The sequence below is a fragment of the Pseudomonas sp. PS01301 genome (assembly GCF_029960215.1).
GTDB lineage: Bacteria > Pseudomonadota > Gammaproteobacteria > Pseudomonadales > Pseudomonadaceae > Aquipseudomonas > Aquipseudomonas coleopterorum.
The window spans coordinates 20237-41120 of the sequence record NZ_JASCPM010000014.1 but is presented as its reverse complement, the minus strand read 5'-3'; the positions used below and the strand labels follow the sequence as shown (position 1 = coordinate 41120).

Genomic DNA, 20884 nt, shown 5'->3' with positions numbered 1-20884 from the left:
TCGATCACAGACGTGATTGGGGAGCTAGCTTACCTCGGAATTAATGACCTTGGCATCAAGCTGGACTGTTGTGGTTCTAGCTGAGCCGACCAACGTCCATTAGTCGTTCTGTATCTCGTTGAGGACCGGCTTTCTGGCCTTGGGCACTCTGCTGCCCTTCAAGGCCTGCTCTACGGTAAGGCCCTTTTGCATACGTCGATACACAGTGCGCGGGCTGACGCCGTAGAACGGGGCCAGGTAGTCAATATTCCCAGTACGCCCGTCTACCGTATGCCTTCCTTTCGAGCGGCGGCTTTGCGTGCCGCGCTTTAGGCCTTCCTTTTGCCCAGGTCGCAAAACTCCTTTGCGCTTCTTGATCACTTCCTGTTGTGAGATTGAGCGATGCGGCCAGTGAATTGGCTTAATCAGGCTGGCGCACAGCTCGCGAAGGCGGCGATAGCTCGTCTGCATTGCCTTGGCTGCTGCTGTCATGCTGTATCCCTTGGCGGCCAATGCACGGGCCTTTTTCTCAATCTCTGCAGGCTCTAGCACCCGCTTTTTCGATGATCTTGCTTGATCGCTGGGCATGACAAACCCCTGCCACGGTTTTGTGGCACAACGGGTTGATTGGAGGTGTACGGCGGTTGGGCGCGGCCGCGCGCGGGTTACGGATCAGTCCGCAAGCGACTTGCTATCGCCTTCGCGTTGAAACATTCCCGCTGCCGGTGCGCACGCTGCCGCCGACATGGCCACAGGACACGTTGCCGCTACCGCTGGCGACGTCGCCTTGCACGTCGCGACACTCCACATTGCCGCTACCGGTCTTGAGCGAGCCGACACTGCCCGAGACCTTGACGTCACCCGCTCCGCAATCGAGTTGGGATACGTCGCCCATTACCCGTACGGCGATGCTGGCGCCCAGGTGCAGTTGCTGTTGCTGGCGCTTGCCGTCGATGGTGACCGTTCCGATGTTCAGATCGCCGCCTACGATGTTGCCGCTGACGACAACGCTATTGCCGCGATAAGTGACTCCGTTGATGGTGACGCTGCCTGTCTGCTTGAACAGAGCCTTGAAGAACTGGATCACGCGCATACCTCCTCCGGCTCGATGACGGTGCAGTGGTCCAGCAGCACGCAACCGCTCTTGCCCTTGAGCCACACGACGGCGCTGTGCTGGCTTAAAACCTGAGCCTCGCTGCGCGTGGCACCGCGATGGGTTTCGCCCTCGCCGATGATCGACTCATAAGAGACCTGGGTGCCTTCTGGATGCTTGGCTTTCCAGGCGTCGCACTGTTCTTGCAACTGCTTGAGGGTGGCGCTTTTGGCTTGTTTCACGGTGGCTTCCTTGAAATTCGATGTGGTTGTCGCCCAGCGCTGGCGAATCATTAAATGCGATCGATGAATTTCCGTACCCGATCCAGGGCTGCCGCATAACCGCGCTTGAAATCAGGCGTTTCGGCGGCGTCCAGTGTGGCGATTGAGTCGTCGCTGGCAGGGCGGACTTTCCCATTCATGCCCTGCAGAACACGGTCGGCCTGCAGCTGTACGCGCTCCGGGGTGCTGTCGGTGACAATCACCTGGCACTGGAAGCGGCCGCCGCTGATGCGAACGGACCATTTCCCCTCGCCAGCGGCTTGCGGCGCCTCAGCTGTTAATACTTCGATCGGTGAAACCATGACGCCCTCCTGGAAACGAAAAAGGGCCACCCTGCGTAGGGCGGCCCTTTGCTCTATGCTGTAGCGTATGCTATCAGCGGTTTATATCATTTGCTACGAATTTATTTGGTAATTTGCCTATGTTCATTGACTGTTACACAAATAAATCGACCATCGTTCCGATTGAATTATGGCGCAGCTATGCGGTCACTTACCGCCCACCATGGCGAATCAGCTGAAACGCTTGCGCCAGAGCCTTAGCTTGTCGCAAACCCAGTGCTTGAGTACGACACCAGCCCACGCCACCAGGCACAATCCGAGGATGGACACCTGCACTACATCGCGAATAGTCCACACGATCACTTGACCACCTCGGTGCCCGAGTCGCGGATCGCCTGTTCGACGTCTTGAAGGTAGCGGTTGGCCAGAAAAATGGCCTTGATCTGTTCGCGGGTCACGCTTCGATCCTCATGATTCGCCGGCCTGGCAAACGTGGAGCGTCAGCCAGACCCACCGAACAAGCACCTCCTGCCTGGGCGGCAACGTTGGGCGAGTAATTGGCCCGACGCATAGCGCGCAGAACCGGGAGCACGGCCAGGCAAGCCGCCAGCACCCAGCCGGCGAGAAACAATGCAATATCGGTCATACGGTGAGCTCCAGGGCAGGTGTCAGGATGGCGCTCGACGGCACAGGCTCGGCGTCCAGCTGCTCGGTGATGGTGTTGGCCATGGCATACAGCGCGTGCCAGATGGCGAAGTGCTCCGGCTCCAGGTCGCGGACCTGGCCAGTGGGCGAGTGGTTGTCGCAGTACTGGCGCAGGTGCTGTGCTGCAGCTGCTCGGGCAGCGGTGATGCCTGCCTGATACGTCAGCTCGGGCGCACCGTTGTCCACCAGCGGCCAGGCCTGGATCAGGCGATCGCCGTGGTGCGTCAGCAGGGGGATTTGCCTTTCGTTCGGGTTGGCGTTGTACCAGGTGCCGGACTTGTCCAGCTCGGCCAGGCCAAAGGTGTAATCACCCTCGCCATTCCAATTGTCGATGTAATGCACCGCGTACAGACCGGGCGTGAAGTTCAGCAGATCCGGTGCTTGGGGCAGACCCTCGGGCAGGCGCATCCAGTGGGTGGGCTCACCCTGCCAGAACACCCAGCCGTCGGTGTCATCCTCCAGCCACTCGTCAACAGCCTGGCGGCCGTCCCTGTACAGACACAGGTATTCCACGGGTCGCCCGTTGGGGCCCTTCTGCTCGGGCGGACGGTGCGAGCCGAGCGGGATCCATGCCGCGCGCAGGGGCGAGCGTTCGAGCGTCGCCAGGCGCGCCTGCAGGGCCTGGAAGTCGTGGAGCGCCACGAAGGCGCCCCCGTTGGTGCTGAAACGAATCTCAGCGGAAGTGAATACCTTGGGCGTCTGACTCACGAGGCCACCGAGGCAGCCAGGGGCGAAAAGGCAGTCCACAGCCAGACAATCAGGCCAAAGGCGACAGCAGCAGCACCAGCGCCCAGGCTGGCAGCTTTGCGGGTGCCGTGGTCGTTCATGACGATGTGAGCCAGGCCGACGGCCATTACCAGCACGAGCACAGCAGTGACGAGGATCATCGAGGCCAGTGGGAGGTTAATCACAGCGGGTTCTCCTGGATGGTTTGCAGAGTTTTTTCGTCACGGTCAAAGGCCAATGCGGCCAGGCGGGAGATATCGGCCCAGCTGAGCACGAACGTGCGGCCGTCAGGGTGGCGTACGACAGGCTCGCCAGTAGGGTGAGTGGCCTGCAGCTCCAGGACGATGGCCGTCTCGGCCGTGGGGCCCACGGTCACCTTCCCGATCTGGCGATGCAGCAGCAGTGCGTTGCGGCTTATCTCCCCCAAGCCCTCGAACGCCGCAAGTGAATTGCGCAGATCGTTGGTATGGCCGTCCACGATTTCCGCCAACGTGCCCACCTTGTCTGCCTCCACCCAGTTGCCAGACGGGTCGGCCATCCGCATTACGATGCCGTCTCCCTTCTCGCCACGCCAGAAACTGAAACGGGGCAGGGCGCGAAAGCGGTCCCACCATTCACGACCCGCTCGGGGCTTTGCTTGCTGCTGATTAGCGTCCACTTTGATGCTCTCCATGTGGTTCTTTTCTTACGATGCTCCGACGCTGATTATCACACTCATTTGATATACGTTTCAACACTCAAATGATATATTTTTAGAAAATAAGAATTGCTTCCCTATGTCATGTGGAGGGAGCGAGAGACCACTGCCTTACCTCATGACACGGCGGGGGGGGACCTATTGTGGTCAGCGGCAGAACGCAGTGGTCAGGCGAGAGGGAGCAGCGGCAGTGGGACGTTGGGGGGTCGTAAGGCCGGCCATGCCCTGGCTGCTGCGCCGGCTAGACCCACAGATAGCAAATGATTGCTGCCAAATTGGAACAGCTACTATGATGAATGGCTATTTGCTACGACGGCACCATACCCTTCACAAGGAGCGGCAATGACGAATCTGTGGGAACCCGTGTGCGGGGTTTATTCGAGCAATGGATCATTCCTGCCATGTATAGGATGGTTGGTAGACTTGGGTAACTCGTCATTTTTTACTACCGTTTTCGGCGCGCTGGCTGGGGCATTCGCAGGCGCTTGGGCTGCACAGCGCATTGCTACGAGAAGTAAATTGCGAGAAGAGCTAATTAAAGAGATTAGAAGTACAAACTCTGCATTGCTTTTAGGCCAGGTAATCTTCAATGTAGCAGTTACTACCAAGATAGAATGGTCACGCACTCTTCAAGAAAATTTTGACGAAGAACTAGAAATATTTAAGAAGCATGGGGATGACTTTGTTAAACACCTATCACGCCCCTTGAACCTTGAAACGATAAAGTGTGCGCCTATGCCAATCGATCAACTGAGCCATCTGGTATTGACCGAAATATCATCCTCGACTGCAGCCATGCGTGCGTTTGTTCAACTGCAGATTTCTACACATAGCTATGCACATGCGCACGGACAGCGTAACGCTTTAATTAAGCGCTTTCAAGACGGTGATTTCCAAAAGCCATTAAGGTTCGAAGATATGTATTTTGGTGAAACTTACAAAAAAATTACAAACACTGAATACAAGGACAGCCTTAGAAGCATCAATAAGTTTAATGACGACACAATATTTTATTGCCTTAAGATGTGTGAAAGCTTATACGACCATGCAGCAGAGTTGAAAAAACGCTATAAAGAAATTACAAATGCTAAAATAACCATACAAAAACTGATTGTTTCACCAGATCTTGATCCTGATGTGATACCCAAAGACGAACTTTACGCAGGATTTCTTGCAGGCCACATTAATCTCCAAAGCCCTGTGGCACCCCCATGGTGGCGCCTAGGAAAAAGATCGTAGTATGTAACGCAACTATAGGTACTAGCTGGTATTAATAGTGCAGGAGGGGTGTGCTACACCCCTTAAAACCTGAAAGCAATTACAACCCCAACTCGACCAATGGGATTTCCAGGCGCTCAGCCCAGCGCCGCGCGAACTCCTCGACTTCCAAGGCCTCGGCAGGCTCCAGAGCCTCCACTGTCTCGACTGGATAGTTGAGCGTAGTAGGCACGCCAGTGTTGCGCGGCTTCACGCCCAGCAGACTGCCGACACGCACATCATGATCAGCACCTGCCTGCTGCTCGCCAGTCGCATCGGGTTGCGCAGCATTGAGGGCGCCCACGATCAAGGTGCCGACCCATACGTCGCCCTGGGCAGGCTGACAGTCGATCACGATGCCGTTGCGCACGTACCACTGGGTGAAGTCCTGGCCACGATCGACGAGGGTGATTTTCTTTACGGGTACCATGGGTTGCATCCTGTGTGAGTGGTTTCACTGACAAGGCCCGCACAGGGCGGGCTACAAGTCACTTGCGGGGTGATGCTTGATCAGCTCCAAACCCTGCGATCGAACAGCACCGCGTCGCCCAGGATGAAGGGCAGGCTGTCTGGATCCGTATCTGGCTCGTGTGTCATGACGTTGTTGCGATAGATCGTGGTGGCCAGCTCGTTGCGCGGCAGGTCCTTGTGCAGGCTGTCCTCGTCCACGAACAGGTCCAGGTATTCGCCGTTGTGCCACACACGGACGTGCTCGGCGTAGTCGCAGTCCAGCAGCGGGCACAGCAGCGCCTGCAGCGCCTCGTAGTTGCTGTGCTCGCCCAGGGCTACCTTGCGGACTTCCTGTGCGCCGTCAGCGCGAATGATGGTGTAGGTGGTGTCGATCATGTTTGAGCCTCCCAGCCCATAGGGTCACGTTCTACGCGCTGGCGAGCAGCACCTGTTCTTCATCGCCTGTCGCCAGGCCTGCATGCAGCTCGACCTTGGAGCCCGCCAGCATGCCGGCGATCTGCGCATCCAGGTCCAGCTCGCGCTCGGTTTGCTTTCGGGCCTTGCCCACCTTCATGTCGGCCAGGTACAGGTCGATAAGCGCCTGATCCTGCGCCTGGACAGTGACCAGGCTTCGTCCTGCCGAATGCTGCTCCAGCTCCAGGTCTACCTCGCCAGTCGGCACCAGCGCCCGCAACTTGCCAGCCATCTGGCCGACCCAAGCGATCGCGAAATGGTCGCCCGCCGTATCCGGGCTGTAACGGCTTTTGTAGCGGCCTGCACGCACACCGGCGACGTACTCTTTACGGGCCTGCCGCACCTGCAGCAGCAGGGCCTCATAGGCGTACAGGGCGATGTGCTGTGAAGGCGTTACCCCAACGAAGGTTGCCACCTCCACGACACGCTCGGACTGCCGACACCAGTGCCTGTATCGCAAGGTGGTGCAACCGAATGTCTCGGCCACAAGGCCGGAAAGTTGGCGATCCCAGTACGGCCGGCGGGTAGCGCGGGTCATTCGCGACTGGGTTTCGCCCACATCGCTGGCGCGCACATCGTCCTCGCTCAGGCGGTGCTGGCGCATGAGTGCCTGCGCCTGGCGCATAGCCGTCGCGGCCTCGTTCTCGTTGGCACTGCGAGCCAGGGCAAGGCATCGCTTGATCTTGCGTATCACGCGCTCCAATTTGGATTCAGCGGGTTTCGTGGTGTCCATGGGGTGTTCCAGGTGCAGGGTTTCGATACTGACAAAGCCCCGTGAGGGGCGGTGTGTTGTCGTGGGGTTAGGCGGCCAGCTCAACCAGGGGGATTCGGCTCATGTGCATGGTGTAGCCGGTGCGCTTTTCGAGCGCGTCGTACTGCTGCAGCAGGTCGGGGTTGTGGCTCGCCCCGGTGCGCAGATCCTCCTTGCTGGCCATGATGCAAAACACGCAGCTCAGCCGGTCATTGCCGAGCGCGTAGGCATAGTGCGGCTGCTGGCCGGCCTGCTCGATGATGCCGAACACCTCGGTGGCCGACAGGTCGTGTACCGGGAGCCATTCGTACCAGGTATGCACGCTGTTGCTGATACCCATAAGGCCGAACTCCTTGCGCTTGGCACGGCCTGGCGACTCCTGGGCGCGCAGCCCGAGGCAGTTAACGATCACCTTGAAACCATTGGCCTTGGCGAACTTGCGCACCTCACGCTGGATCGGGCCGCGCTTGAGGTCGCTGGTGCATTGGCGAGTCGAGGCTGACGGCCAGCTTGGCACCTCGGGGCGACCTGCAAACCGGCGCTCGACCATTTCGAGCAGGGTCTTGGCTGCACTGGCCACAATGAATGGCAGACCGGCAGCTGCAGCCTGATCGCGGGCCAGCTCCATTGCGCCTGGCCACTCCATGGCGCCGAGCGAGGCATGTACCACGACGATCTGCGACGCTGGCACGCGCTCCAGCAGGCGGATCAGCTGCACCTGGCTGTCCTTGCCCCCGGAGTGATTCGCCACAAACAGCGCGCCGGCAGCAATCAGGCTATCAATCTGGTCGGTGGTGCTGGTGGCGATGGTCATGGCGCGTCTCTTGTGGGGTTCTGGTACTGGCAAGGCCCGCACGGGGCGGGCTGGGGCGCAAAGGGAGGCGGCTACTCTTGGGCAGTGCCTAGAAACTCAACGGCCTCACGCAGCGATTGGGCGGCGGAGTCGAGCGCGTCGATCGCAGCCTGCGCGTTCTCGCCTTTCTCGCCGCCCTGGAACGACTCGGGCATGTTGTCGTAGTAGTCCTGTTCCTCGCTCTGCAGATCCTCGACTTCACTGCACACCGACTCGATGCGGTCGAGCAGGGCGGCGATCTGTTTGCGGCGTTCGTTGTTCATGGTGATTCCTTGCAAGGCGCCCAGCGAACCAGGCAAGTGGATTTAAGCGCGGGCGGCAGCTACGGCCTTGTCACCTGCCATACGGGCAGCAGCGCGCAGCACTCGGCCGACCTCGCCTTTGCGAACCTCGTAAGCGAGGTCGTCGTATCCAGCTGCATCAAGCACAGCCTTGACGGCGGCGGATCGCACCTGGTTGCACTGGGCCTGCTCGTCCAGGTCAATGATTTCGTAGGTGCTCACGGTGCCCTTGGTCAACTCATAGGCAACCACCTCCTCGGCTTCCTGGCGGGTCATGTCGCGCACCGGGTAGGTGGTCCAGTGGCCCGAAACCATGTCTTTCATATGCACGCCATCAGGACCGATAGAGCGCACGCCAAAACGCACGCCGGGGGCGGTGATCTTGGTGGGGGTCGCTGGCTGCTGCTGGGTATTGGCCTGGATCATCGTCTTGCCCTCCTGGGGCGCAAGGTGCGCGGAGACTGGCGGTCAGCCTGTCGCTGTGAGGGCGCCATAGTCGCATCACGACGACTCGAATGTCAATACCATTTGATATACGATACGGATATCGTTTGAGTGCGATGTAGGCATAGAAAAGCCCGCGTTTGCGGGCTATGACTCGGGGCGCGTTTAAAACTGGCCGGTCTTGATCCTGTACAGCTCGACAAACGCGGCGTGGATCTGCGATTCGCCAGACTCGTACTTGTGCCACATGCGGCGGCTTACATAGATCAGCTCAGCGCTCGACGCGACCGTCAGGCCGGCCCGATCGCGCATTTCCCGAACCTGCTTGGCCGTGAGCGGGGGTCGTTGTGCCTTTGCCATGTGAACTTAGTTCCCTACTCTATGGGCAAGCGAAGTTTGTTCACCATTGCTCGCCTTCTTGAGGGCTGCACGCTCCAGATGGCCCACCTTGTAGATCATGCGGCGCTGGGCGCTGATGGTCTTGGCCTGCTCCTCGATCACTCCATTGAGCCGCGCCCTGATGGCGTACTCGTCGCGGCGATCGCGATTCAGTTTCTCCACGTCACCCAGGCGGGCCAGCAGCTTGACCAGCAGCCACTGCTCGCGGTCACGGTCGGCGTAGTGGTGTTTCCAGCGCTCCACCTGCAGCTGCAGGGCGTCATAGCCCAGTTTGCGCACGTCAGCCATTGCGCCAGCCTGGACGCGGCAGATCCCGCCAGGGGTGACCTCGATCAGGCCCCAGCCGGCGGGCAACTCGTCCAGGCGTATCAGCCCCTTGGGTGCCATGTAGTAGCGCCAGGCACCCACACCACCCACCATGCGGTGCGGTTTGCGCCGATCGGCGAGAAAGTCCGAGCGGCTGACCTTGACCTCCACCACGGTGGCGCCCGTCTCCCAGTGCGAGAGGCTGAAACCAATGGCGTCGGGGATTTCTCCTGTCCAGCCGGTGGCCACCTCACTGACGGCCACCAGGCAGCCAGGCCCGCCGGCGCTGTGAGGCCGCTTGAGCCACTTTACGGCTACGTCGCATAGCTGAGCATGTGAAAACGCCTGTACGGCGCTCGTTGGGGCCTTCACGGCGCTTTCTCGGCATTGGTGGCTGATGGCAAGCGCGAACGGCCCTGGGTGCGAGCGCGTCCGGCCTCGGCGTTGGCCATAGCCCTGGCATACATATCGTCCAGCTTGTCCTGCGGTATAACGCCGACGATGATTTCGGCCTTGTCGTCGAACAGCTTGAGGATCTTGAGCAGCACGTCGCGGGCCTTCTCCTGGCTGTGCGTGTTGATCTTGTAGCCTTCCTTTGTCAGCTCGGCGCTGGCGTACAGGGCGCGGGCACCTGGGGAGAGGTCGCGGGTGTCCTTGATCACGATGCGCGGCTCACCTTCGCCGAAGCACTCCGGGCAATCCTCATGCGGGCGCTTGCGCGGGTCGTAGCCAATACCGCCTTCCTCGTCCCACTCTGGCGGGGGCTCGCCCTCCTCGATCGCCTCGTCTACGGCCTTCGCCCAATCCTGCCTGCGCCTGTCCTGCTCGCTGGTCTTACGTTGGTACCGGTGGCCCTCGCCATAGCAATAGCGGCAAGCCTCACGGCGGTGCTCTACCAGCTCGTTGGGGTCGGCGAAGGCGATCGCAAATTGCTGGGCCAGCATCCGGTCCTGCAGATCCTCGGTGCGTTCGAACATCGCCTTTACGCGCACGCACAAGAGTTTTTTGACGTTAACTGTTGTTAACAGGCGGGAGGCGGCGGAACGGGCCACATTTTCGGCGAGCTCGGGGTTGAACGCGGTGAGATAGGCCTTGGTAGCGTTGTGATCGACCAGGTAATGCTCGACGAACTCCACATGGCGCGGATCCATGACAGCAATGAGCTCGTCCTCGGGGGACAGCGGTGCGGCCGGGACTACGGGCTCTGCAGGAGCGGCGGGTTTGGGCGTCTTGGGCTTGGTGGTGGCGCGGGGCGTTGCGGGCTTCTTACGGGCGGCGGTGGCTTTGGACTGTTGTGCTTGTCCGTCCTTGCCCGTGGTAACCGGTGTCTTGGCTGCCATGGGGGTGCGTCCTATGGAAATGGGGGAAGGGGTGCCGCTGATTGCCCAGCGCGGCCCTGTGAGTGGGAAGGATCAAACCCACGGCGATTCCATGCTTATTGCTTCCCTAGCGCGCCCACCTAATAGCGCAAGCCTGCACGGTCAGTGTTGTGAGTTTCAGCAACTCGGCTAACGGTCGAGGAAGGGGGAGGCTTGTGTTACTCCCCTACGGTGAACAGGCACACCGGTGATGCAGGAGAGAGGTTAAACGGGCGCAGAGAGGGTGATATGCGGGACTTTCCCGATTTCGCTGATTGGGTGATGGTGACACTACGGATGGGGCACTACGGGGCGAGGCGGTGGCTTGAGGGCCTTCCCGATTTCGTTCATCGGGTGACCCTCATGGCGCGGGGCGTTACTGGTTTACTGCAGCCTTGAGGGCCTTACCGGCTGTGAAGGATGCCACCTTGGTAGCGGGCAGCTGGATCACGGCGCCGGTTTGCGGGTTGCGGCCATTGCGGGCCAGCCGATTGCGCACCGCGAAGGTGCCGAAATTGACCAGTACCACGTCCTCGCCCTTGGCCAGCGAGCTGGTGACGCACTCAAGCACGGCATTGAGCACCTTGGTGGATTGCGCCTGGGTCATACCGGTGGCATCAGCCACTGCACTGACCAGTTCCTGCTTGTTCATGTACGTCATTCCCTGAAAGGTTGAAAATACAACGGGCCGCCGGTGCTGCAGATCCGGCATTTCACGACTTAAGCGCATGGTCAACTTCGTGAATGGCGCCTCAACGAGCGGGGATCACATGCTCGCCATGCTTGCTCTACCCATCAGCCTGGGTATTGACCCGTATCGGGCAATGATCGAGACACCGGGCCGTCACACCCGCTTACTTCCCCCCGCCGTTTTTGGTGGTTGGCCGTCTTGCTCATACCGGCCCAGGAGATTGGGGTCTTTGCTGTCCGAGCGCTGCAGCCCACATGGGCACGCCTTGATCATTCCCCGATACGGCCTGGTCGCCCAGGTCATCGGATCGGTCTATTCCCGACTGTCACTGGCCCGCATGCTCCTGCCGTATTGCGCCCCAAGCTCACGATCGATCCTTGAGGAGTTCCCGTATTCCACGGCCACCGGTTCATGTGGCGCGCCAGCGCTCACGTCAATTCGTGCTCGTCTCTCCGAACCGTCAAGCCTGGGGTTAAGGTCTACTGATTGGACCGGCTTTCCGCAACCTTCTCCCCGTGACCCTTGGGGGCGGGCCCCTGCTAGCATGAGGACACCGCGTGGAACACCGGCTAGCCGGTAGCTAGTTCCAAGCCTTGAGCAAGCATCGAGCCTTTGTAGGGTCATCGTACTGCTCGAAATTCTTGATCCCGAAGTAGGTCGGGATAGGGTCTAGCCCCTTGGACCATCAGCCAACTATTCGGCCTCTGTCACCCCGATAGCACGGGGGGCGGATGCTTACGCATCGGGCAAATCTCTCACCACAAGATTTCCCCGATGCGCCCTGGAATGCCAGGACCAGCGCAATCAGACTGCGCCAGTCTTACCCAGCCATTCCAGCTCATATCCCTGGATCATTTGTGCCCATTCAGCGCAGTCCGACGCAATAGCGCTTTGGGTCTCGCTGGTAGTGTGCGTACCAATCAATTCGATCGCCTGAGTGCTGGTGCGGCGTACTGCCATGCCGCATACCAGGCGCTCAGGCGCGCCTTTGAACCACTTGAGTGTTCGGGTGCTCATCCGTTGGTAAGATCCAATAGCTGTTGGTTGACGCTTACGCTGACGTCGCGCTCAGCACGAGCAGTGAATTGCCCGCTTGCCACACCGATTTCAGCATCCATCATGCTGCGTTGGCGCACTTCGTCGCTGATGCGGCTACTGGCCATGCTGATCATGCGCTCGGCAGTCTTGAAGCGACTGACCAGCTGCGCACCACCTGGATAGTCATCGAAATCCGGGTTGCGCTTCACGAACGTGTCGAAGGCCTCACGGGCTTCGTTCATGGCCTTGGCCACTTGGAGCAGATCGCTGCGGTCTTGGGAATTACCCGCCAGCGTTGCAGAGATAACCTGCGCAGTCGATGACGCCCAGCTGGTGTGATTGGTCATGATCGCTTTACAGATCACGTTTGCCAGGAACGCCTGATTGTTCTCTGGCGCATCGGCCATCCAGTCGTCGCTCAGACCACACAGGTAATCCATCGGAACCGAGTAAATCTGAGCCATTTCGATCAGGTCGAACAGCTTGGGCAGCCGGTCGCCAGTCTCCCACAATGACACCTGCGTCATGTTCTTCTGGCCGACCCGCTTGGCAACCTCAATCTGGTTCATGCCAGCGTGGCGACGGGCTGCCGCAAGGCGTGTCGCAATGACTTTGTAGCGTTCGCCTCGTTCCTGTTCAGGGGTCATCTTTGCTTCCGAGCTAAGGTCTGTTTACTGAGTCAAATGATATACGTTTTGACATGCATCCGAAATTGTCAAAAACGTTACGAATGCACGAGGTGGCAAAATAATGACGCACGGTAGCCCCCTACAGACGCGACTTATAACCATTCATGCGGAATGGAGCACCCGCGCTAACGCTTTCTCGAATTCGGGTGTATCTATTTCTGGCATAAAATATTTCAGCACGACGTCGATCGTCTTTTGGCGCCAGATTTTGAACTCGGATTCGTCCATATTTTCGAAAGCGACCGACTTGGGAACGTACGTGACAATTCCCCGGCAGGTGATGTGCTCGCGGTAGTGCCCGGTGCGCAGCTTGATCTCCACCAGGAAGTCCTCGAACTCGTCATAGCGCTCCTGGTTGTTGAACACGAATCGCAGCATGCCCATGCCTAGTCGGTGATGCTGGGGGTTGCGGGCTTTGCCCGTCTTGATCTTGAACGGATCGCCTGGCTTGAAAACCTTCAAGAATTCGGCGTCCTCCTCATGCAAGGGGCGAAGGCTGCCGTCAAGTGACTTGACCACCCATAGCTCAGCCATTGGCCAGATCCTCCTGCACGACCTGTTCGGCCTGCAGCTCACGCACTCGATCAGCCACGCCTGGGAACAGGCTTGGGTTATCGCGCTTCTCAGCACGCATCAGACTCTTGGCCACAGTGGGCTCCAGCTCCATCAGGTAGGCGGCGAGGTAGTCGGCGCGTACGTGCGCGCCGTCCGTGCAATAGCGGTTCTTGGGTGCGTAGCAGTGCGGACAGCCCATGACGTGGCCGATGTAAACCTCGTGCAGGGTCATACGCTCTCCAGGATCCAGTCACCGCCCACACGCGGCGGCGGGAAGGCGTAGAAAAACGGGAAGGGAAATTGAGCGGCGGCGACCTTCATTTTCACGGCCGCCTTGTCCTGAATCACGCCCTTGCTGCCTTTCACGTCGTGGAACTGCATCATGCCGTCGGCCTTCATCACCGCGAAGTCAACGCACAGGTGCGTACGGTCGGCCAGCTTGAACTTGATCCCCTCGAACGCCCACCACAGCACCTCCCCGGTACGCTTGAGCGCATCCAGGTGCTCGGCATATCGCGCCTCGGTCTTGTTCATGTGCCCGTCGGCCATCCGCCCCAGGGCATAGAGCCGCTGGGTCGCCCCGGCGACAGGCTTCGCGGCACCCTTGACCGGTTGCGCTGACTTGGAGGCAGGTGCGGCCGCGCCGAGCACGCGCCGCTGGTGCTCGACGTAGGCCTCGGGGCTCATGCGCAGCGCGTTGGCCATCACTGGACTCCGGTGCTGCCAAAGCCACCACGGCCAGTCTGCTCCACGACGCTTTCCTGGACACGAGACCGCGCATACAGGGTGAGCATCATCTGCGCCACGCGATCGCCTGCCTCGATGTGGAATGGCTTGTCGCCGTGGTTCACCAGAACCACCTTGACCTCCTCGGTGTAGTCGCTGTCGATCAAGCCGGCCAACACGTCGATGCCGTACTTCACCGCGATACCCGAGCGGGGCCAAATCTGACCGGCGAACTCGTCAGGGAGGGCCCAGGCAAAACCGGTGGGGATGACCTTGCGCTGTCCTGGCTCCAGTACGGTCGCCTCGACAGCGCGCAGATCGTAACCGGCAGCGCCAGCGGTCTGTTGCATCGGCAATGGCCAGTCATGGTCGCCGATACGCTGGACTGCGATATAACTCATGGTGTGTTCGCCTTACGTGTTGCCCTATGGGGCTGGTGGGTGGCTTGTTGATCGCCCGTCAGCATCCAAGGCACCGAGTAGGCGCAGCTGGGGCAGATTTTCTCGTTGGTCGAGTGCAGGGGAACCATGTTCGGGTCGCCGCAGCTGGGGCAGGTCTTGGTGCTGGCTGGCGGCCGGCGCGAATGGTGATGGCCAAGGCGATGCAGGATCTGCAGCTGCTGGGTGAGCAGGCGACCCAGGACCATGGCTGCACACACATGCACCAGCAGGCGCAGCTGACGCAGAACCGTCATGCCTCAGTCGCCAGGCCGGTGAGCTCCAGTACCCGCTCGGGCACTTCACAGCCCATATCCAGCAGCTGCTCGGCGGCGCGGGTCAGCTGCTCCTGCTGCGTCCCATACAGGGTCTCGAATCGGCGTTTGTGACCATGGACGGCCAGCTGGCCAGGCAGGCCTCGACCCTCCTGGTGGTGGCCACCGCACAGTGGCAGGACCTGCCAGTGCGCATCGGGCTTCGTGCGACCGTCGATGTGGTGGATAGAGACCCAGGTGTTACGCACGCCGTTGTCCTGCAGGCAGGGCAAACAGCCGACGTGCTGGGCCAGCTGGTCGTGCCAGGCCTTTTCGCGGGTTGTGGGGGTGCGACCTTTCATGCGGCTTGTGTCCCTGATCGACGCCGGACCTGTCGAGGTGACAGAGCGGGTCAGTGGCTGATCGTTGGGTCACATTGTCGGCACCTGGCAGACAGTGATTCGGGGTGGGTTTCCGAACCATGCCCGCCAGCGGCACCAGGGTTACCGGGCCAGGGCGGCTCCGGCTTGGTTGCGCTCACGCATCGCTAGCAGATCGCCCATGGCGCGCTTGCGCTCTGCCAGGTCATGATCGCTAGGCCTGGACGGTGCCCTGGCCACCGGCTTGCGCAAAGTCGTCAACAGGTCGCCAATGATGCGTTTTTGATCCGCCTCGCTGATCTTGGGCTCAGGCTTGGGCGCCTCGATCGCCAGCATCGGCGCCGGTACTTCGCGGCGTGGCTTCTTGCGCTCGATTTCCAGCACCCGCGCCCAGCGCACTTTGACCTCGGGGTAGGTGCGGTTGAGCAGGTCGCTGCCCATGCGCGCAGCTGCCCAGTAGATCGCAGGCTCTGTCCACTTGTCTTCCGAGACTCGCTCACCGGTGGGCAACAGCCGAGGTCTACGGCGGCGTTTCATCTGGTCGCACGCCTCGTAGTACGCCTGTTCGTCAGACAGGATCGGACGGCATACCTGGATGAACTCACCCAGGCTTGGCGGGAACTTGTGCCGGCGCAAAGAGCGCAGCCCCAGCATCACCTCCTCGGGCGTGAGAGATTCCTCACAAAACGCGATAGCCCACAGCTCAGCCCAGTTTCGCACCGACTCGGCGCTGGTAAACTTTGGCGCCCACTGCGTGGGGAACAACGCCGCGAAACGCTGCCACAGCCGATCCATGTACGACACCGGATCGGGAGCGTCACCACCAGGCTCATAGGGCTGCTGGGCACGCTTGACGGTCCACTCACTCAGGCGCGACGTCAATGATGTTTCGGTCATTGTGCTCATGGAAATTGCCTCCAGTGTGGATGCCGTGGTTCGAGTTCGCGCCGGTGAATGCCCAAGGGTCGAATTTTTTACTAGACTCCGGGAAACGACGTTGCTGTTTTGTTGTCAGGTACTGATCGATATTCCGATCGGGCAAGCCCTGCCATCCTGCAACGATCGTCTTTTGCAACATCGAAACGCTGTCGTAGCCCTTGGCTCGCAGATCAACCATTTGTTTTATCAGCATTGCAACAGCACGTTGGGTCGCAGGTTTTTTGATTTCCTTGCGGCTCTCGATGAAATCCACAATCAGCTGTTCGTCAAGCCACTCAGGGATCGTAAACATGGCCATATCAATCGCAGCCGCCTTGCCAGGTGCCGCCTTCGCAGACTTCTTCGCCTCCTTGCCAACCGCTGCAGCTGCATCGCCCGACCGGTTCGACTGGATCGTGGGTGCAGCCATCGTGTCGGCCGAGGTGGCTGCCCAGCTTTCGCCGGTGCCATTCGAAGAACTGCTTTGGATCGAGGAGAACGAGGAGGCTGCGTGATCGCCGAAATCCATCGCGCCGGGTGAGCCGTTAGGCGAACCCTTTGCTGGGGTTTCAGTACTTGTTGTTTTATCAGTACTTGTTAGTGGGGGATTTGCCGGGGCCGGTTTAGCCGGCGACGGATAATCCGTCTGCGGTGAATCCAGCGACGGATAATCCGTCTGCGGTGCAATGGGCTGTTCGTAGACGGTGTAGGCCATTCCGCTGAATTTACCGGTGCTGTTTCGCGCATGGTCAGCAACCAGGTACCCAACGTGCTCCAGCTCCTTGAGGATCATCCGTACGGCATCACGCCCCGATGATTTGCCTTGGGCATTTGCTGTCTGCTTGATCAGATGCGCGACCGATATCTCCCAGTTGTCGGGCTTGCCCAACAGGAAGATTAAAAGACCACGCGCACCCCACGAAAGACGCTCGTTTTCACTCAGCGACTTGTCCACGGTATAGAACCGTTGTTCGGGGCGTGGGCCACGACGAATGCTCATACAGCACCGCCCTGGTAATTAATCAGATATTGCTTATTTGCGATGAAGTCTTTTTCCGGGAATTGACGGTTTGTCAATTTCAGGCAAAAGGGTGCCGCCAGCTTAACTGCTGAATTTGATTTGACTCTCATGCTTGTCTCCAGGCGCATGACTTTCCATGATCGCCGCACGCAAAGTGCAGGCGCTTCCCCCCAGGATTACAAGCAGAAAGCCCCGAGCCTGGAGGGTGGGCTTTGTCAGCCGGGGAGCTAACCCGACCTATCCGCTTGCGTCACTCAGACAGGAGTGATGACTGCATTGCTCGTTGTGTTGCGCTGTAATCGGTATCGGTACCACGAAACATTTTCGGCTTTTTCAGCGCGAACGGTTCCAGCCCCATCATTTTCTAAACGATGGCGGATATTACGAATCCTGGCCGATATGCCGGCCTCAGAGTCTAATTGTCTGAATCTTTCCAGAATCGCGGCTTTGATTTCAAACAGAGCAAGTGGCTTGCTTGAAGTTTCAAGAATTTCCAATACGCGCGACAGCTGGGTCATCAGTTTTAGTCTCTCGGTTTTCTCCGCATTGCTGTGCGGACATACATCCAGTCGATTCTGTGTCGTTCATCAGCCTCGACAGTAAGTGCTGTCATATCGAGCTGACCGCCCGACTCTCGATCAAGGTTGATCGCAAGCCAGGGCGCGACGTTTCGCTCGCCCTGCATGACCTGTTGCATGTGGTTCCAGGTCGTTCCGCATTTCGCGACAAAGGCAGCCCTCCGGCGCTTTGTGTCCATTTCCTCGGACCCAAAAAACGCGCGAAGAGACGCGATTGCTTTCTGCTTGCGAACATCCCGTTCCGCTATCGCTGACTCGTCATCAACTGACCCATCCGGGCCGTTTTCAAGGGGTGCCATGCTTTTCTCCACCAATGGCGTGTGTTTCGATTGGCGGAATATATCAAATGATATGAGGTCCAGCAATCGAATGCTAACCCCACTTTCCGAAAATTTCGTGATTCCTTGGGGGCTGCAGACTGGGGCCTCTCCGATACCGCAAAAATGGGAAAGCCATCTTTTGCGCTAGGAAATTTATATCATATGCTTGCCGGCGTGAATATCGTCCGGTATCGTTCGCCGTACTCAAATGTTATACGGCAAGGGAGAAGCATATGAGCAGCGAAATCACATTGTGGGAGCAGCAGAACCCCCAGCTCGTGGAGCGAGGCCTTAATCAGGCGACATGGGGGGCGCTGTGTGACTCCATCTACCCAGGTGCAAAGCAGGAAAGCGTGCTGATGGTGTGGGACTACTGCCGCGCGCAGGGCTTGGATCCTCTACTCAAGCCGGTCCACATCGTCCCGATGAAGGTGAGCACCGGCCAATACGACGGCCAAGGGAAAGAAATCAAAGCGATGCGCGACACTGTACTGCCTGGCATCGGCCTGTACCGCATCAACGCCACCCGTGGCGGCAGTTATGCCGGCATGAGCGAGCCAACTTTCGGCCCCATGATTCCTATGTCCTGCTTCCGCGATAACTGGTCCGGCCCATCGAGCAACCGGACCAAGACCCGTGAGGAATATCAGATTGCAGTGCCGGAATGGTGCTCGATCACGGTCACCAAGATGGTCGGCGGCGTGTCCTGTCAATTCACGGCCAAAGAGTACTGGATGGAAAACTACGCCGAGAAGGCCGACGGCACCCCCAACACCATGTGGGCCAAGCGCCCGCGCGCTCAGCTGGCCAAATGCACCGAGGCTCAAGCCCTGCGTAAGGCCTTCCCCGAGATTGGTTCGCAGCCGACTGCCGAGGAAATGGAGGGTAAGCACGAGCGTGACGTCACTCCTCAGCAGCCCGCCCAGGGCGCCCAACAGACGCAACAGACCCACACCCGAACGGCAGCGGCCGACGAGCGCCCTGCAGCTGATCAGGCTGAGCCGAAGAAGCCTGAGTACTCCGACAAAACCATCGAGGAAAGCCTGCCGACCTGGCGCACCGCGATCGAGGCCAGGCGCAGCACCCCCGAGCACCTGATCGCTCGCATTCGCCAGAAGTACACATTGACCGAAGCGCAGGCCGACAAAATTCGCCAGCTGCAGCCATTGGAAGGACAAGTAGCATGAACAACGAAGCCATGATTCACGACCTCGACCAAGGCACCCCCGAGTGGCACGCGCTGCGCTTGAACCACTACACCGCATCCGAGGCGCCGGCCATGATGGCGCAGTCGTCTCGCATGACCCGCACGGCTTTACTGGACCTGAAAAAGCTGGGTGTTGCCAAGGACGTCACCGACTTCCAGCAGCGCCTGTTCGACCGTGGCCATGCTACTGAGGCGACTGCGCGCACGGTGATCGAGGGCCAGATTGGCGAGGATCTGTACGCCGTGGTGATGACACGCGGTCGGTTCCTTGCCTCCCTGGACGGGCAAAACCTGCTGGGTGACACCCTTTTCGAACACAAGATGTGGAACATCGAGTTGGTCGCAGCCGTCCAGGCGTGCAGTCTGCCAGCCGAGTACTGGATTCAGCTCGAACAGCAGCTGCACGTCTCCGGCGCTGAGCGAGTCATTTTCGTGGTCTCCGACGGTACCGCCGAAAACATGGTGTGGATGGAGTACCGCGCGGTACCGGGTCGCTGGGAGCAGATCGAACAGGGCTGGGCCATGTTCGAGGCCGACCTGGCGAACCACGTCGTGGTCGAAGCGGCGCCCAAACTGGTAGCCAATGAGGCCAAGAAGCTGCCGGCGCTCACGATCATCGTCGAGGGCGGCATCAAGTCCAGCAATATGGTGCTGTACCGCGAGACTGCCCTGGAATTCGTCGCGAACATCAAAACCGATCTGCAGACCGATCAGGATTTCGTGGACGCCAAGGCCTTGGTCAAATTCTGCAAAGAGGCTGAAACCGAGCTCGAAGTTGGCAAGAAACAAGCCCTGGCGCAGACGGCCTCGATCGACGAATTGTTCCGCACCGTGGACGAGCTCAAAAGCGCACTGACCAAAAAGCGCTTGGAGCTGGAAAAGATCGTTAAAACCCGCGAAACCGAGGTGCGCAACGAACGCAAGGTCAAGGCCGATAGCGCCCTGGCTGAGCACGTCGCCGAAGTGAATTCGGCCTTGGGCGGTCGCGTGTTCCTGCCGAACATCGCTGGCGACTTCGCTGGTGCGATCAAGGGCAAGCGCAACCTCGACAGCATGGACAACGCCATCACTGCCGAATTGATCCGCGCCAAGAACGAAGCCACCGAAATCGGTGAGCGCTACAAGCAAGCGCTGTTCACCATCGACGAAATGGGCGGCCAGTATCCGGCACTGTTCACCGACCTGCAGTACCTGGTGACCAAAAGCGACGAAGACCTGGTGCTGCTGATCAACTCCCGCCTGCAGCAGCACGAGCAGTCCGAGCGCGATCGCCAGGAACGTGAGCGCGTAGCCGAGGAGCAGCGCCAGAACGACAAGCGTGCGGCCGACGAGGCTGCTGCAGCGCGGGCCAGCGCACCGGTTACCCAGGACATGGATCTGTCGATCGATTTCGACGCGAGTACTGGTGAGTTCTACGACCTGCTTGAGGCGCCACCGGCGCAAGTGACTTCAAGCGCCCCCGCCGGCCGCACCGGAAACCTGGCCGGCAGCCGCGCCAGCGACCCCGTGACAATGGATCGCCGCAACGCCCCAGCCAGCAATCACCGTCACTCCTACGCCGCACCGGCGATGGTGACCATCAGCGCAGCTGAGCACGAGAAGTTGCTGGCTGACTCGGCCCTGCTGGCCAGCCTGCACGCCCACGGCGTGGACAACTGGGAAGGCTACAGCGATGCCATCGGCCACCTGCAGGCTGTCGCTTAACTCCCCCATTCAACCGCCCCGGTGCGCCGGG

General features: G+C 59.7%; 33 protein-coding genes. 3 read left to right on the top strand and 30 right to left on the bottom strand.

From position 1 onward, the window contains the following. Positions 1-99: 99 nt before the first annotated feature. The 8 genes from QMX89_RS09820 to QMX89_RS09785 form a co-directional block, all read right to left on the bottom strand. A complete protein-coding gene (locus QMX89_RS09820) occupies positions 100-567 on the bottom strand; it encodes a hypothetical protein (protein WP_282347981.1) in 468 nt (155 codons plus the stop codon). A gap of 103 nt (positions 568-670) precedes the next feature. Beyond that, positions 671-1072: a hypothetical protein gene (locus QMX89_RS09815; RefSeq protein ID WP_282347980.1), complete on the bottom strand. Its 402-nt coding sequence runs from the start codon at positions 1070-1072 to the stop codon at positions 671-673. Then, positions 1063-1314: a hypothetical protein gene (locus QMX89_RS09810; RefSeq protein ID WP_282347979.1), complete on the bottom strand. Its 252-nt coding sequence runs from the start codon at positions 1312-1314 to the stop codon at positions 1063-1065. Before QMX89_RS09810 ends, QMX89_RS09815 begins: the two co-directional genes overlap by 10 nt. Before the next feature lie 50 nt (positions 1315-1364). Next, positions 1365-1655: a hypothetical protein gene (locus tag QMX89_RS09805; RefSeq protein WP_282347978.1), complete on the bottom strand. Its 291-nt coding sequence runs from the start codon at positions 1653-1655 to the stop codon at positions 1365-1367. A 433-nt stretch (positions 1656-2088) separates the two neighbouring features. After that, entirely contained in the window at positions 2089-2280 is a 192-nt protein-coding gene (locus QMX89_RS09800) for a hypothetical protein (RefSeq protein WP_282347977.1), read from the bottom strand. Beyond that, positions 2277-3047 carry a hypothetical protein gene (locus tag QMX89_RS09795; protein ID WP_282347976.1) on the bottom strand — a complete coding sequence of 257 codons (771 nt, stop codon included), beginning with the start codon at positions 3045-3047 and terminating at the stop codon, positions 2277-2279. The genes QMX89_RS09800 and QMX89_RS09795 overlap by 4 nt, the downstream gene beginning before the upstream one ends. Then, on the bottom strand, positions 3044-3250 hold the full coding sequence (locus QMX89_RS09790) for a hypothetical protein (RefSeq protein WP_282347975.1): 207 nt from the start codon (positions 3248-3250) through the stop codon (positions 3044-3046). The genes QMX89_RS09795 and QMX89_RS09790 overlap by 4 nt, the downstream gene beginning before the upstream one ends. Then, positions 3247-3738: a hypothetical protein gene (locus QMX89_RS09785; protein WP_282347974.1), complete on the bottom strand. Its 492-nt coding sequence runs from the start codon at positions 3736-3738 to the stop codon at positions 3247-3249. The genes QMX89_RS09790 and QMX89_RS09785 overlap by 4 nt, the downstream gene beginning before the upstream one ends. 366 nt (positions 3739-4104) lie before the next feature. Between QMX89_RS09785 and QMX89_RS09780 the strand changes: the two genes are divergently transcribed. Then, positions 4105-5001 (top strand): hypothetical protein, encoded by an 897-nt coding sequence (locus QMX89_RS09780; protein ID WP_282347973.1) that lies wholly within the window; start codon positions 4105-4107, stop codon positions 4999-5001. Between the two features lie 79 nt (positions 5002-5080). Here QMX89_RS09780 and QMX89_RS09775 read toward each other — a convergent pair whose 3' ends face one another. The 22 genes from QMX89_RS09775 to QMX89_RS09670 form a co-directional block, all read right to left on the bottom strand. Then, the gene (locus QMX89_RS09775; protein WP_282347972.1) at positions 5081-5449 is read right to left on the bottom strand and encodes a hypothetical protein; all 369 of its coding nucleotides are present in this window, start codon (positions 5447-5449) and stop codon (positions 5081-5083) included. A gap of 80 nt (positions 5450-5529) precedes the next feature. Next, a complete protein-coding gene (locus QMX89_RS09770; RefSeq protein ID WP_282347971.1) occupies positions 5530-5865 on the bottom strand; it encodes a hypothetical protein in 336 nt (111 codons plus the stop codon). 31 nt (positions 5866-5896) lie between these two features. Then, on the bottom strand, positions 5897-6676 hold the full coding sequence (locus QMX89_RS09765; protein WP_282347969.1) for a DUF2786 domain-containing protein: 780 nt from the start codon (positions 6674-6676) through the stop codon (positions 5897-5899). 67 nt (positions 6677-6743) lie between these two features. Next, positions 6744-7508, bottom strand: a complete 765-nt coding sequence (locus QMX89_RS09760) for a phosphoadenosine phosphosulfate reductase family protein (protein WP_282347968.1) — start codon at positions 7506-7508, stop codon at positions 6744-6746. Positions 7509-7579: 71 nt separating this feature from the next. Next, entirely contained in the window at positions 7580-7810 is a 231-nt protein-coding gene (locus QMX89_RS09755) for a hypothetical protein (protein ID WP_282347967.1), read from the bottom strand. Between the two features lie 42 nt (positions 7811-7852). Further along, positions 7853-8254 (bottom strand): hypothetical protein, encoded by a 402-nt coding sequence (locus tag QMX89_RS09750; RefSeq protein ID WP_282347966.1) that lies wholly within the window; start codon positions 8252-8254, stop codon positions 7853-7855. A gap of 183 nt (positions 8255-8437) precedes the next feature. Beyond that, positions 8438-8632, bottom strand: a complete 195-nt coding sequence (locus QMX89_RS09745; protein ID WP_282347965.1) for a helix-turn-helix transcriptional regulator — start codon at positions 8630-8632, stop codon at positions 8438-8440. 6 nt (positions 8633-8638) lie between these two features. After that, positions 8639-9349 (bottom strand): adenylosuccinate synthase, encoded by a 711-nt coding sequence (locus QMX89_RS09740; RefSeq protein WP_282347964.1) that lies wholly within the window; start codon positions 9347-9349, stop codon positions 8639-8641. After that, positions 9346-10317 (bottom strand): terminase small subunit, encoded by a 972-nt coding sequence (locus QMX89_RS09735; RefSeq protein ID WP_282347963.1) that lies wholly within the window; start codon positions 10315-10317, stop codon positions 9346-9348. The genes QMX89_RS09740 and QMX89_RS09735 overlap by 4 nt, the downstream gene beginning before the upstream one ends. A gap of 394 nt (positions 10318-10711) precedes the next feature. Then, positions 10712-10987, bottom strand: a complete 276-nt coding sequence (locus tag QMX89_RS09730) for an HU family DNA-binding protein (RefSeq protein WP_282347962.1) — start codon at positions 10985-10987, stop codon at positions 10712-10714. Positions 10988-12039: 1052 nt separating this feature from the next. Beyond that, positions 12040-12711 (bottom strand): helix-turn-helix transcriptional regulator, encoded by a 672-nt coding sequence (locus QMX89_RS09725; protein ID WP_282347961.1) that lies wholly within the window; start codon positions 12709-12711, stop codon positions 12040-12042. A 144-nt stretch (positions 12712-12855) separates the two neighbouring features. Continuing rightward, positions 12856-13287, bottom strand: a complete 432-nt coding sequence (locus tag QMX89_RS09720) for a DUF1367 family protein (RefSeq protein ID WP_282347960.1) — start codon at positions 13285-13287, stop codon at positions 12856-12858. After that, positions 13280-13540, bottom strand: a complete 261-nt coding sequence (locus tag QMX89_RS09715; RefSeq protein ID WP_282347958.1) for a hypothetical protein — start codon at positions 13538-13540, stop codon at positions 13280-13282. Before QMX89_RS09715 ends, QMX89_RS09720 begins: the two co-directional genes overlap by 8 nt. Beyond that, on the bottom strand, positions 13537-14013 hold the full coding sequence (locus tag QMX89_RS09710) for a hypothetical protein (protein ID WP_282347957.1): 477 nt from the start codon (positions 14011-14013) through the stop codon (positions 13537-13539). The genes QMX89_RS09715 and QMX89_RS09710 overlap by 4 nt, the downstream gene beginning before the upstream one ends. Continuing rightward, positions 14013-14435, bottom strand: a complete 423-nt coding sequence (gene dut, locus QMX89_RS09705) for a dUTP diphosphatase (RefSeq protein WP_282347956.1) — start codon at positions 14433-14435, stop codon at positions 14013-14015. The genes QMX89_RS09710 and dut overlap by 1 nt, the downstream gene beginning before the upstream one ends. Continuing rightward, on the bottom strand, positions 14432-14728 hold the full coding sequence (locus QMX89_RS09700; RefSeq protein WP_282347954.1) for a hypothetical protein: 297 nt from the start codon (positions 14726-14728) through the stop codon (positions 14432-14434). The genes dut and QMX89_RS09700 overlap by 4 nt, the downstream gene beginning before the upstream one ends. Further along, on the bottom strand, positions 14725-15087 hold the full coding sequence (locus QMX89_RS09695) for a Ref family recombination enhancement nuclease (protein WP_282347953.1): 363 nt from the start codon (positions 15085-15087) through the stop codon (positions 14725-14727). Before QMX89_RS09695 ends, QMX89_RS09700 begins: the two co-directional genes overlap by 4 nt. Positions 15088-15228: 141 nt before the next feature. Then, the gene (locus QMX89_RS09690; protein WP_282347952.1) at positions 15229-16011 is read right to left on the bottom strand and encodes a replication protein P; all 783 of its coding nucleotides are present in this window, start codon (positions 16009-16011) and stop codon (positions 15229-15231) included. Next, positions 15968-17023 (bottom strand): hypothetical protein, encoded by a 1056-nt coding sequence (locus tag QMX89_RS09685; protein ID WP_282347951.1) that lies wholly within the window; start codon positions 17021-17023, stop codon positions 15968-15970. The genes QMX89_RS09690 and QMX89_RS09685 overlap by 44 nt, the downstream gene beginning before the upstream one ends. Then, on the bottom strand, positions 17020-17154 hold the full coding sequence (locus QMX89_RS09680) for a hypothetical protein (RefSeq protein ID WP_282347950.1): 135 nt from the start codon (positions 17152-17154) through the stop codon (positions 17020-17022). The genes QMX89_RS09685 and QMX89_RS09680 overlap by 4 nt, the downstream gene beginning before the upstream one ends. A 144-nt stretch (positions 17155-17298) precedes the next feature. Beyond that, the gene (locus tag QMX89_RS09675; protein ID WP_282347949.1) at positions 17299-17562 is read right to left on the bottom strand and encodes a hypothetical protein; all 264 of its coding nucleotides are present in this window, start codon (positions 17560-17562) and stop codon (positions 17299-17301) included. A gap of 5 nt (positions 17563-17567) precedes the next feature. Further along, positions 17568-17921, bottom strand: a complete 354-nt coding sequence (locus QMX89_RS09670) for a hypothetical protein (RefSeq protein WP_282347948.1) — start codon at positions 17919-17921, stop codon at positions 17568-17570. Positions 17922-18175: 254 nt separating this feature from the next. Here QMX89_RS09670 and bet point away from each other — a divergent pair, with 254 nt between their 5' ends. Next, positions 18176-19129 (top strand): phage recombination protein Bet, encoded by a 954-nt coding sequence (gene bet, locus QMX89_RS09665; RefSeq protein ID WP_282347947.1) that lies wholly within the window; start codon positions 18176-18178, stop codon positions 19127-19129. After that, the gene (locus QMX89_RS09660; RefSeq protein ID WP_282347946.1) at positions 19126-20853 is read left to right on the top strand and encodes a YqaJ viral recombinase family protein; all 1728 of its coding nucleotides are present in this window, start codon (positions 19126-19128) and stop codon (positions 20851-20853) included. Before bet ends, QMX89_RS09660 begins: the two co-directional genes overlap by 4 nt. The last annotated feature ends 31 nt before the right edge of the window (positions 20854-20884 follow it).